This window comes from Mycobacterium scrofulaceum (assembly GCF_002086735.1).
GTDB lineage: Bacteria > Actinomycetota > Actinomycetes > Mycobacteriales > Mycobacteriaceae > Mycobacterium > Mycobacterium scrofulaceum.
In genome coordinates this window covers 17,431-28,541 of record NZ_MVIJ01000061.1, presented here as the reverse complement: position 1 = coordinate 28,541, position 11,111 = coordinate 17,431, and the positions used below count along the sequence as shown (strand labels likewise).

The 11,111-nt window shown below is 70.9% G+C and carries 11 protein-coding genes and 1 pseudogene; 6 read left to right on the top strand and 6 right to left on the bottom strand.

Annotated features, from left to right (window positions below; translation table 11 throughout):
- The 3 genes and pseudogenes from BST44_RS25545 to ctaC form a co-directional block, all read right to left on the bottom strand.
- Positions 1-491 (bottom strand): annotated as a pseudogene (locus tag BST44_RS25545) (MmpS family transport accessory protein); the annotation flags it as partial.
- A gap of 180 nt (positions 492-671) precedes the next feature.
- Positions 672-1,091: a cytochrome c oxidase subunit 4 gene (locus BST44_RS25540; protein ID WP_083179721.1), complete on the bottom strand. Its 420-nt coding sequence runs from the start codon at positions 1,089-1,091 to the stop codon at positions 672-674.
- A 13-nt stretch (positions 1,092-1,104) separates the two neighbouring features.
- Positions 1,105-2,217: an aa3-type cytochrome oxidase subunit II gene (gene ctaC, locus BST44_RS25535; RefSeq protein WP_142274695.1), complete on the bottom strand. Its 1,113-nt coding sequence runs from the start codon at positions 2,215-2,217 to the stop codon at positions 1,105-1,107.
- Positions 2,218-2,374: 157 nt separating this feature from the next.
- On the opposite strand from ctaC, the gene asnB reads away from it, so the two are divergent.
- Positions 2,375-4,339 (top strand): asparagine synthase (glutamine-hydrolyzing), encoded by a 1,965-nt coding sequence (gene asnB / locus BST44_RS25530; protein WP_083179719.1) that lies wholly within the window; start codon positions 2,375-2,377, stop codon positions 4,337-4,339.
- A gap of 99 nt (positions 4,340-4,438) precedes the next feature.
- Here asnB and BST44_RS25525 read toward each other — a convergent pair whose 3' ends face one another.
- Entirely contained in the window at positions 4,439-5,413 is a 975-nt protein-coding gene (locus BST44_RS25525) for a carbohydrate kinase family protein (RefSeq protein WP_083179718.1), read from the bottom strand.
- Between the two features lie 199 nt (positions 5,414-5,612).
- On the opposite strand from BST44_RS25525, the gene BST44_RS25520 reads away from it, so the two are divergent.
- Positions 5,613-6,269, top strand: a complete 657-nt coding sequence (locus tag BST44_RS25520; RefSeq protein WP_083179717.1) for an Rv0361 family membrane protein — start codon at positions 5,613-5,615, stop codon at positions 6,267-6,269.
- A gap of 30 nt (positions 6,270-6,299) precedes the next feature.
- Here BST44_RS25520 and BST44_RS25515 read toward each other — a convergent pair whose 3' ends face one another.
- Complete coding sequence (locus BST44_RS25515) at positions 6,300-6,656, bottom strand: HesB/IscA family protein (protein ID WP_007170830.1); 357 nt, start codon at positions 6,654-6,656, stop codon at positions 6,300-6,302.
- Between the two features lie 100 nt (positions 6,657-6,756).
- Positions 6,757-7,836: a glycerate kinase family protein gene (locus BST44_RS25510; RefSeq protein ID WP_040623692.1), complete on the bottom strand. Its 1,080-nt coding sequence runs from the start codon at positions 7,834-7,836 to the stop codon at positions 6,757-6,759.
- Positions 7,837-8,027: 191 nt separating this feature from the next.
- Here BST44_RS25510 and BST44_RS25505 point away from each other — a divergent pair, with 191 nt between their 5' ends.
- The 4 genes from BST44_RS25505 to BST44_RS25490 are packed head-to-tail and all read left to right on the top strand — an operon-like array spanning position 8,028 to position 11,082.
- Positions 8,028-8,711 (top strand): DUF3043 domain-containing protein, encoded by a 684-nt coding sequence (locus tag BST44_RS25505; RefSeq protein ID WP_083179716.1) that lies wholly within the window; start codon positions 8,028-8,030, stop codon positions 8,709-8,711.
- Positions 8,712-8,738: 27 nt separating this feature from the next.
- On the top strand, positions 8,739-9,275 hold the full coding sequence (locus tag BST44_RS25500; RefSeq protein ID WP_083179715.1) for a bifunctional adenosylcobinamide kinase/adenosylcobinamide-phosphate guanylyltransferase: 537 nt from the start codon (positions 8,739-8,741) through the stop codon (positions 9,273-9,275).
- Entirely contained in the window at positions 9,272-10,327 is a 1,056-nt protein-coding gene (gene cobT / locus BST44_RS25495) for a nicotinate-nucleotide--dimethylbenzimidazole phosphoribosyltransferase (protein ID WP_142274694.1), read from the top strand. Before BST44_RS25500 ends, cobT begins: the two co-directional genes overlap by 4 nt.
- Entirely contained in the window at positions 10,324-11,082 is a 759-nt protein-coding gene (locus BST44_RS25490) for an adenosylcobinamide-GDP ribazoletransferase (protein WP_083179713.1), read from the top strand. Before cobT ends, BST44_RS25490 begins: the two co-directional genes overlap by 4 nt.
- The last annotated feature ends 29 nt before the right edge of the window (positions 11,083-11,111 follow it).

The window sequence follows — 11,111 nt, the reverse complement described above, 5'->3', positions numbered from 1 at the left end:
GGTTTGGTGGTGGTGATCTCGTCCTGCATCGGCGGCGTCGACGGGACGGTGGTGGTGTTGGGGTTGGCCAGCTTGGTGGTGTCGGTGCGCGCGAACAGCAGCGACACCGACACCACGAGCGCGATGGCGGCCACGATGGCGGCGATTCCGACCACCCACGGCCAGCGGGGTGCCGCGTGTTCGTCCTCGGCGTCGGCCGCCTCGTCGAAGGCGTCGTAGTCGTAGAGCCGGAGATCGGCCGGCAGGTACGGTCCGCTGATGAAGTGCTCCGACTCCGGAGCCGAATAGGCCCGCGAGTAGGCGTCGGTCTGCCCGGTGTGATCGGCCGCCGGCTCGGCGTCGCCGTCGAAGGGTCCGAGCTCGTCATCGGGTTCGCGCCCGCCGCCATCGTGGGCGTCCGCGGGCTCGCCGCCGGAATCGGGTTGGTGGGGAGCCTCGTTCACGGAATCGGGTTCCTCAGGTTCCCATTCCGGGGGTTTCGGCCCGCTCATCCTGTCCTGCCCTGTCCGACTGCCTCACCGGCGCGCGGGGCGCCGCGGCCATATCGCTGCGCGCGCGCTTGAGAAATTGTCAATTGCCTGGGCAAAACACTACCGAACGCAGAGGGGCAAAGAAGTCCTGGCGAACCGGCCACAGATCACGTGATCTGATTGTGACCTTGACCGGTCGGATCAGTGCTTCTCGGGGCCGACGTAATACTCGAAGATCAGCCCCGCCACCGAAGCAAGAACGAACATCACGCCCGCGGCGATCAGCCATGGCAGCCACAGCGCGATGCCCACCGCGCTCACGGAGGCCGATAGCGCGACCAAGATCGGCCACCAGCTGTGCGGGCTGAAAAAGCCCAATTCACCTGCTCCGTCGCTGATCTCGGCGCCCTCGTAGTCCTCGGGCCGCGTGTCGATGCGGCGCGCCACGAACCGGAAGAAGGTGGCCACGATCAACGCCAGCCCTCCGGTCAGCGCCAGCGCGGTCGTGCCCGCCCACTCCTCGCCGCCGGTGGCGAAAAGCGCGGTCAGCACCCCGTAAAGCACCGCAACCACAATGAAAAACCCGGCGACGAATTCGAAAAGCCTGGCTTCAATATGCATTTGGTGTCCTAACCTACTGCTGGCTTCCGGCCAACTGGCCCCGGCGGGTGTCGAACGGGTGGGTGGACACCGCGAGCGGTGCCTGACCGATCGCCTGCAATGCCTGGGCGTTGCTCTTTCCGTCGATGCGCTGCTGCAAATAAGCCTTGAAGTCGTTGGGCGGCACCACCCGAACCTCGAAGTTCATCATCGAGTGATAGGTGCCGCAGAACTCGGCGCAGTGTCCGACGAAGGCGCCGGTCCTGTTGATTTCGTCGACCTGGAAGACGTTCACCGAGTTGTTCGCCTCGGCGTTGGGGATCACGTCGCGCTTGAACAGGAACTCGGGCACCCAGAACGTGTGCACGACGTCCGCGGACGCCAACCGGAACTGGATCCGCTTGCCGGTGGGCAGCACCAGCACCGGGATCTCGTCGCTGGTTCCCAGCGTTTCGACCTTGTCGAAGTTCAGGTAGGTGCGGTCGGAGGTGTTCAGGCCGCGCACCGGCCCGACGAGCTCCTCGCCGTGGGCGTCCTTGCCCTCGGGCTTGGAGACCATCGCGTTCTTGCGCGCCTGGTCGGCGCCCTCGTAGGTCAGTGTGCCGTCCTTGAAGTCGACACGCTGATAGCCGAACTTCCAGTTCCACTGGAAGGCCGTGACGTCGACCACCACCTCGGGGTCCTTGTCCAGGTGCAGCATCTTCTCCTGCACGACCACCGTGAAGTAGAACAACACCGAGATGATCAGGAACGGCGTCACCGTCAGCACCAGCTCGAGCGGCATGTTGTAGCCGAACTGGCGGGGCAGCTCGGTGTCCGTGGCCTTCTTGCGGTGGAAGGCGGAGGCCCAGAAGATCAGGCCCCACACGATGACGCCGACGACCAGCGAGGCGATCGTCGCGCCGAGCCACAGCTCGCGGTTGACGTGGGCCTGCGGGGTGATGCCCTTGGGCCAGCCCAGGCCCAGGACGTCCTCCCAGCTGCATCCGCTCAGGGTCAACGCCAACACGCCGAACGTCGCGGCCAGCGCCAGCGGCCGCAGACGACGGGACATACCCTGCCGAACGCCGCCGGACCGGCTGCCGAAACGGCCCTGAAACCTGCCCTGCGACAAACGTTGCGAACGGACCTGCTCGCGAGGTGTCACGTCGGCGCCTCCTGCTCGTTTATCGAATACTACGCAGCGTAGACCACGCCGCTGACCCGAGCGACGAAACCCCGGCCCGCCGGGCCGGACGGCCATTTGGGGACGTGCCGGGCGTGACCGCCGCGGGCGCACCCGAAGTGCGGCATACTGGGGCGCCGTGTGTGGTCTGCTGGCGTTCGTCGCTGCCCCCGACGGTGCCACCGACGGTGCTTCTGACGAGGCCGCCGCCCGCGCCGACGCTGCCATCGCCCGCGCGTCGCACCTGATGCGCCACCGGGGGCCGGACGAACCGGGCACCTGGGCGGACCCGGGCGCGGACGGGACCGTCGTCTTCGGCTTCAACCGGCTGTCGATCATCGACATCGCGCATTCGCACCAGCCGCTGCGGTGGGGGCCGCCGGAGGCCCCCGACCGCTACGTGCTGGTGTTCAACGGCGAGATCTACAACTACCTCGAGCTCCGCGACGAGCTGGCGGCGGCGCACGGCGCGGTTTTCGCCACCGACGGCGACGCCGAGGCCATCGTGGCCGGCTTCCACTACTGGGGTGCGGGCGTGCTCACCCGGCTGCGCGGCATGTTCGCCTTCGCCCTGTGGGACACCGCTAACCTCGAATTGTTCTGTGCCCGAGACCCTTTCGGCATCAAGCCGCTCTTCATGGCGACCGGCCCCGGCGGCACGGCGGTGGCCAGCGAGAAGAAATGCCTGCTGGACCTGGCCGACCTGATCGGCTTCGACACCGCGCTCGATGAACGGGCCGTGCAGCACTACACCGTGCTGCAGTACGTGCCCGAGCCCGAGACGCTGCACCGCGGCGTGCGCCGGCTCGAATCGGGCTGCTCCGCGCGCATCCGACCGGGGCGAGAGCCCGAGGTCACCCGCTACTTCGTCCCACGCTTCGCCGCCACCCCGATCACCCGCGACACCGAACAGTCCCGCTACGACGAGATCACCGCGGTGCTCGAGGACTCGGTGGCCAAGCACATGCGTGCCGACGTCACCGTCGGGGCGTTCTTGTCCGGGGGCATCGACTCCACCGCGATCGCGGCGCTGGCGATCCGGCACAACCCCAACCTGATCACGTTCACCACCGGTTTCGAGCGGGAGGGCTTCTCGGAGATCGACGTCGCGGTGGCCTCCGCGGAGGCGATCGGCGCCCGCCACGTCGCCAAGGTGGTGCACCCGGACGAATTCGTCGCCGCCCTGCCCGAGATCGTCTGGTACCTCGACGAGCCGGTGGCCGATCCCGCCCTGGTGCCGCTGTTCTTCGTCGCCCGCGAGGCCCGCAAGCACGTCAAGGTGGTGTTGTCCGGGGAGGGCGCCGACGAGCTGTTCGGCGGCTACACCATCTACCGGGAACCGTTGTCGCTGAAGCCGTTCGACTATCTGCCGCGGCCGCTGCGCCGGTCGATGGGCAAGGTGTCCAAGCCGCTGCCGGAGGGCATGCGCGGCAAGAGCCTGCTGCACCGCGGCTCGCTGACCCTCGAGGAGCGTTACTACGGCAACGCCCGCAGCTTCTCCGACGCGCAGTTGCGCGACGTGCTGCCCGGCTTCCGCGAGGACTGGACCCACACCGACGTCACCGCCGCGCTGTACGCCGAGTCGGCCGGCTGGGACCCGGTGGCCCGCATGCAGCACATCGACCTGTTCACCTGGCTGCGCGGCGACATCCTGGTCAAGGCGGACAAGATGACGATGGCCAATTCGCTGGAGTTGCGGGTGCCGTTCCTGGACCCCGAGGTGTTCGCCGTCGCCTCACGGCTGCCGGTCGAGGCCAAGATCACCCGCACCACCACCAAGTACGCGCTGCGGCGGGCCCTGGAGCCGATCGTGCCCGCCCACGTGCTGCACCGGCCCAAGCTCGGCTTCCCGGTGCCCATCCGGCACTGGTTGCGGGCGGGCGAATTGCTGGACTGGGCCTACGGGTTGGTGGCGTCCTCGCAGGCGGGTCAGCTGGTGGACCTGGCCGCCGTCCGGCGCATGCTCGACGAACACCGCAACGGGGTCAGCGATCACAGCCGCCGGCTGTGGACGCTGCTGATCTTCATGCTGTGGCACGCGATCTTCGTCGAGCGCAGCGTCGTCCCGCAGATCAGCGAGCCGCATTACCCCGTGCAGCTCTGACGGTTTCGCCGCGAGCTGGGGGCACCTCCCGCTTGCGGGGGAACGCAAAATCGCGCGCGGCAGCGCCGCGCCATGCGATTTTGCGTCTGCTCGCCGGGGTCAGGCGAGGACCGCGGCGATTTCGTTGGCCGCGTCGTCGCCGTAGGCGCCGGCCAGCCGGCTCACGGCGCTCGCGCGGTCCCAGCCCCAATTCTGGGTCCCGGTCGACTCCAGGACCAGCACGGCGACCAGTGAGCCGAGCTGCGCGGAACGCTCCAGGGTCAGGCCGGCGGTGCGGCCGGTGAGGAAGCCGGCCCGGAACGCGTCGCCGACGCCCGTCGGGTCGGTCTGGCTGGTCTCGGGGACCACGTCGACGTGTGTCGTCGTGCCGTCGGGCTCGACGATGTCGACGCCCTTGGGGCCCAGCGTGGTCACCCGCAGGCCGACCTTGCCCTGCACGTCGGCCTCCGACCAGCCGGTCTTGTTGAGCAGCAGCTCCCATTCGTAGTCGTTGGTGAACAGGTAGGCGGCGCCGTCGACGAGCTTGTCGATCTCCTCGCCCGACAACCGCGGCAACTGCTGGGACGGGTCGGCGGCGAAGGACAGGCCGAGCTTGCGGCACTCCTCGGTGTGCACCACCATCGCGTCCGGGTCGTTGGCCCCGACGATCACCAGCTCCGGCTCACCGATGGACGACACCACGTCGGCGAGCTTGATGTTGCGCGCCTCGGACATGGCGCCCGGGTAGAACGACGCGATCTGCGCCATGTCGACGTCGGTGGTGCAGGTGAAGCGCGCCGTATGCGCCGTCTTCGAGATCAGTACGTTGTCGCAGTTGACGCCGTGCGACTGCAGCCACTGCCGGTAGTCGTCGAAGTCGGCCCCGGCCGCGCCCACCAGCGCCACGTCGCCGCCGAGAACGCCGATGGCGAAGGCGATGTTGCCCGCCACGCCACCGCGGTGGATCACCAGGTCGTCGACCAGAAAACTGAGCGATACCTTCTGCAAGTGCTCAGCCAACAGGTGCTCGGAAAACTTGCCGGGGAACCGCATCAAATTGTCGGTCGCAATCGAACCTGTCACCGCGATCGTCACGAATGTCTCCGCCCTTCGTTAGTAAGGTTATCTAGCTTACGCACGCGTGTGCACCGTCGCTGTGTCCACGGTCGAGGCGAAGCGGTGCGCTAGCCTCCGTAGGGAACTCGCTCGAGTCGCCGGGACCACGACGCTGGTTTGGGGTATCCCGCACCGAGCCCCCTCAAAAGGTCCCGTCTACCACCGTAGGAGAACCACGATGGCAGGTCCGCACTCGCCGAACCACATTTTCGGCGGTAGCGGACCGAGCGGGCCCCAGCCCCCGGCCGAGGCTCAGCCCCTCGAGTTCCCCACTGACCCCCGCGCCGGCGAGATGGGCTCTGCCAATTATGCCGGTCAGCCGCCCCCGTCGATGCCCTACCCGCAGCGACGGTCCAAGCGGCGACTGGTCGTCGGGACTCTGCTGGCCGTCGCGCTGGTGGCCGCCCTGACCGTGGCGATCGTCTACGGCGTCCGCACCAACGGGGCCAACACCGGCGCCACGTTCTCCGAGGGGGCGGCCAAGACGGCCATCCAGGGCTACCTGGACGCGCTCGACCATCGCGACATCCCGGAGATCGAGCGCAACGCGTTGTGCGGCATGTACGACGCCGTCCGCGACAAGCGGTCCGACCAGGCGTTGGCGAAGCTGAGCAGCGACGCGTTCCGCAAGCAGTTCGCCCAGGTCGAGGTGACCTCGGTCGACAAGATCGTCTACCTGTCGCAGTACCAGGCGCAGGCGCTGTTCACCATGAAGGCCGCCCCCGCGGCCGGCGGCCCGTTGCGCGGCGAACTGCAGGGCATCGCCCAGCTGCTGTTCCAGCGGGGCGAGATCATGGTGTGCTCGTACGTGCTGCGCACGGGGGGCTCGTACTGAGCGCGGCCCCCGCGCGCGGTTACCCGCTGCTCAGTTGAACGAGTCGCCGCAGGCGCACGAGCCGGTGGCGTTGGGGTTGTCGATCGTGAAGCCCTGCTTCTCGATGGTGTCGACGAAATCGATGGACGCGCCTTCCACATACGGCGCGCTCATCCGGTCCACCGTCAGCGTCACACCGCCGAACTCGGCGGTCAGGTCGCCGTCCAGCGTCCGGTCGTCGAAGAAGAGGTTGTAGCGCAGCCCCGCGCAGCCGCCCGGCTGGACCGCGATACGCAGCGCCAGGTCGTCCCGTCCCTCCTGGTCCAGCAGGGACTTGGCCTTGGTGGCGGCGGCCTCGGTCAGGATCACGCCGTGCGTCTTGGCGCTCGACTCGTTTTGCACCGTCATTGCTTCTCCTACATGCCTCATCGTTGGGTGGGTCCCTTCAGGCTCGAGCCCACCGGTTCGGCGTCAGGCCGCCCGATCCGCCCGGAAACGACCCACTGCATCAACGGTACCTTGCGGGACCGCTATTCCCGAGCCGCGCCGCCACCACCGACGCCAGACCCATGAGCTGATTGGCCGCGTCGGCCTGCGCCAGCCGCACCGATCCGGCGTGGTCGGCGATGGACAGGGCCGCCATGATGCCCGCCGAGCGCACCGTGGCGTTGTCCAGGCCGACCTGTCCGGCCAGCACGATCACCGGCACCCCCCGCGGCCGGGCCGCGTCCGCGAGGTAACCCACCACCTTGCCGTGCAGCGACTGCTCGTCGAACCGGCCCTCGCCGGTGACGATCAACTCCGCCATGTCCAGATCGTCGGCCAGCCGGGTGTGGTGGGCGATGATCGCCGCGCCCGACTCGCACCGACCGCCGAGCGCCAGCAGCCCGGCGCCGATGCCGCCGGCGGCGGCCGCGCCCGGTTCGGCGCTGACGTCGCGTCCGGCCACCGCTTCCAGGATGAGCGCCCACGCCTGCAGTCGGACTTCCAGGGCCGCGACGGTGACGGTGTCCGCCCCCTTCTGCGGCCCGAACACCCTGGCCGCCCCCCACGGCCCGAGCAGCGGGTATTCGGTGTCGGACGCGGCGACGAGCTCCACGTTGGCCAGCTGACGGCGGGCGGTATCCAGGCCGCCCAGCTCGGCGATCATCCCCTGGCCGCCATCGGTGCACGCGCTGCCGCCCAGCCCCACCACGATCCGCGTCGCCCCCGCCCGCAGCGCCTCGGCGATCAGCTGCCCCACTCCCCTGCTGTGGGCCGCCATCGCGGTCTCCGGGGTGGGCGGTCCGCCCAGCAGGGCCAGGCCGCACGCCTGCGCGCATTCCAGATAGGCGGTCGTCGTGCCGGCGTCGAACACCCACTTGGCCTCGACCATGGTCGACAGCGGCCCGGACACCCGCAGGCGCCGGGTCTTGCCCCCCAGCCGGCTGGCGAGCACCTCGACGAAGCCCGGGCCGCCGTCGGACTGCGGGGCGACGATGAATCGATCGCCTGGGCGGCACCGGGTCCACCCGGTCGCGATGGCCGCGGCGGCCTCCACGGCCGTCATGCTGTCGCCGTAACAATCGGGGGCGACCAGGACGAGCATGGCGGGCAGCTGCAGACGGCCGGGAGCGAGGCCCAAAGCAGCATCGTCCGAGGCCATGGTGCCGTCGTCCATCACAGGCAGCCGTTCATCACTGGTAAGAGTAGGGCCAAGTGAGGCGCTGACGCAGGTCTAATAGCAAGGCATTCCAAGCCAATTCCGGGGCCGGTCGGCCGCGAAGTAACCTGGCCTCTGTGAAGTTGATGGGCCGTAAGAAGGACCAGGACGAAGACGCCGACGGCGGCGCGGGCGCGCTCGATGCCGCAGGCACCCCCGAGGCGCCGTCCGGCGGAGCGCGCGGGACGAGCCCCAAGGGCCGGCCGACCCCCAAGCGCAACGAGGCACGGCGCACGGCGCGCAAGGGGCCGGTCGCGCCCGCACCGATGACCGCGGCGGAGGCGCGGGCCCGCCGCAAATCCCTGGCCGGGCCCAAGCTGAGCCGCGAGGAGCGCAAGGCCGACCGGGCCGCCAACCGCGCCCGGATGACGGACCGGCGCGAGCGCATGATGGCCGGCGACGAGGCGTATCTGCTGCCGCGCGACCAGGGCCCGGTCCGGCGTTACGCGCGCGACGTGGTGGACTCCCGGCGCAACCTGCTGGGGCTGTTCATGCCGGCGACGCTGTTTTTGATGTTCGCCATGTTCACCACCCCGCAGCTGCAGCTTTACGTGTCCCCGGCGATGCTGGTGCTGATGGCCGTGATGATGGCCGACGGGCTCCTCCTGGGCCGCAAGGTGAGCAAGCTGGTGGACGCGAAGTTCCCCGACAACACCGAAAGCCGGTGGAAGCTGGGCCTGTACGCGGCCAGCCGGGCGTCGCAGATGCGACGGTTGCGCACGCCACGGCCGCAAGTCAAGCGCGGCAGCGATGTCGGATAGCCGTCGCCGGAAAGTCGCCTGAGCGCGGTGCGCATGCTGGTGCTCGGCGGGATCCGGTCGGGCAAATCCCGGTGGGCGGAGGACGCCATCGCCGAGGCGCTGCCGGCCGGCCAGCCGGTCTGTTACCTGGCCCCCGGGCCCGCCGCGGACGGTGACGCGGGCTGGGCGGACCGGGTCGCCGAGCACCGCGGCCGCCGGCCCGGGCATTGGTCCACGGTCGAAACCGATGACATCGCACGCCAATTGCGCGGCTCGCCGGGCACCCCGACGCTGGTCGACGACCTGGGCGGCTGGCTGACCGGCACGCTGGACCGCCACCACGGGTGGGACGGCGGGTCGGTGGCGGCGCCCGTCGACGACATGCTTGCCGCGGTCGGCGCGTTCGGCTCCACGCTGGTGCTGGTCAGCCCCGAGGTGGGGCTGACCGTCGTCCCGGCCACCGCATCGGGGCGCCGGTTCGCCGACGAACTCGGCACCCTCAACCAGCGCGTCGCCGAGCTGTGCGACCGGGTGGTGCTGGTGGTGGCCGGGCAGGCGGTGCCGATCAAAACCCCGGCCACATGATGGAATTCGCCCCGGTGTCGCCGCCCGACGCGGGCGTCGCCGCAGCCGCCCGCGCCCGCCAGGACACGCTGACCAAGCCCAAGGGCGCGCTGGGGCGCCTGGAAGACCTGTCGGCGTGGATCGCATCGTGCCAAGGGCACTGCCCGCCAAGGCAATTCGAGCGCGCCCGGGTGGTGGTCTTCGCCGGCGACCACGGCGTCGCCCGGTCCGGGGTGTCGGCCTACCCGCCGGAGGTGACCGCCCAGATGGTCGCCAACTTCGACGCCGGCGGGGCGGCCATCAACGTGCTGGCCGACCTCGCCGGTGCGACGGTGCGGGTCGCCGACCTGGCGGTGGCGGGCGACGCGCTGACCGAGCGGATCGGCGCCCACAAGGTGCGGCGCGGCAGCGGCGACATCGCCGTCGAGGACGCGCTGACCGGCGACGAGACCGTCGCCGCGATCGCCGCGGGCCGGGCCATCGCCGACGAGGAGGTCGACGCCGGCGCCGACCTGCTCGTCGCCGGGGACATGGGGATCGGCAACACCACCCCGGCCGCGGTGCTGGTGGCGGCGCTGACCAACGCCGAACCGGTCGCGGTGGTGGGCTTCGGCACCGGGATCGACGACGCCGCATGGGCCCGCAAGACGGCCGCGGTGCGCGACGCCCTGTTCCGGGCGCGGCCGGTGCTGCCCGACCCGGTCGCGCTGCTGCGCCGCGGCGGCGGCGCCGACCTTGCCGCGATGGCGGGCTTCTGCGCGCAGGCCGCGGTGCGGCGCACCCCGCTGCTGCTCGACGGGATGGCGGTGACGGCCGCCGCGCTGGTCGCCGAGCGGCTGGCCCCCGGCGCCCGACTGTGGTGGCAGGCGGGTCACCGGTCCACCGAGCCGGGCCACGCCCTGGCGCTGACCGAGCTCGGGCTGGAGCCGATCCTGGACCTGCGGATGCGGCTGGGCGAGGGCAGCGGGGCCGCGCTGGCGCTGCCGGTGCTGCGCGCCGCGGTGGCCACGCTGTCGTCGATGGCCACCTTCACCCAGGCCGGCGTCTCCCAGCGGCCCGCTCCCCCGCCGTGATGCGTTCGCTGGCAACGGCTTTCGCGTTCGGCACGGTTCTGCCCGTCCCGGGTTCGCGCACCGCACCGATGGGCCGCGGGGCCATGACGGCGCTGCCGGTGGTGGGTGCGGCCCTGGGCGCGCTGGCCGCGGCCGTCGTGTGGGGCGGGGTTCACGTGTTCGGACCGTCCAGCGCGCTGCCGGGCCTGCTGGCGGTGGCGGCGCTGCTGGCGGCGACGCGCGGGCTGCACATCGACGGTGTCGCCGACACGGCCGACGGGCTGGGCTGCTACGGCCCGCCGGAACGCGCCCTGGCGGTGATGCGCGACGGCTCGACCGGACCGTTCGGCGCGGCGGCCGTCGTCTTGGTGATCGCCCTGCAAGGGCTGGCCTTCGCGGCGCTGGGCGCCGCGGGGCGGCCGGGGCTCATCGGCGTGGCCGTGGCGGTCGGCGCCGGGCGGGTCGCCGCGGTGCTGGCCGGCCGCCGGTCGGTGCCGGCGGCCGCCGGCAGCACCCTGGGCGCGCGGGTCGCCGGCAGCCAGCCGGCGGCCGTGGTGGCGGCCTGGGTCGCGGCGCTGCTGGTCGCCGCGCTGGCGGCGGGCCCGCGGCCGTGGCAGGGGCCGGTCGCGGTGCTGGCCGCGCTGTGTTGCGGCGCGGCGTTGGTGCGGCACTGCGTGCGCCGATTCGGCGGCATCACCGGTGACGTGCTGGGCGCCGCCATCGAGCTGACCACGACGGTGAGCGCCGTGGCGCTCGCCGCCGTGGTGCGGTTCTAGGCGGCCCCGAGCGTCCGGCCCGCCGGGCT

Excerpts from the sequence above, each read along its gene's own strand:
- BST44_RS25540 (WP_083179721.1), bottom strand. The coding sequence starts at position 1,091 with ATGCATATTGAAGCCAGGCTTTTCGAATTCGTCGCCGGGTTTTTCATT.
- BST44_RS25520 (WP_083179717.1), top strand. The coding sequence starts at position 5,613 with ATGGCAGGTCCGCACTCGCCGAACCACATTTTCGGCGGTAGCGGACCG.
- BST44_RS25515 (WP_007170830.1), bottom strand. The coding sequence starts at position 6,656 with ATGACGGTGCAAAACGAGTCGAGCGCCAAGACGCACGGCGTGATCCTG.
- BST44_RS25510 (WP_040623692.1), bottom strand. The coding sequence starts at position 7,836 with ATGCTCGTCCTGGTCGCCCCCGATTGTTACGGCGACAGCATGACGGCC.
- cobT (WP_142274694.1), top strand. The coding sequence starts at position 9,272 with ATGATGGAATTCGCCCCGGTGTCGCCGCCCGACGCGGGCGTCGCCGCA.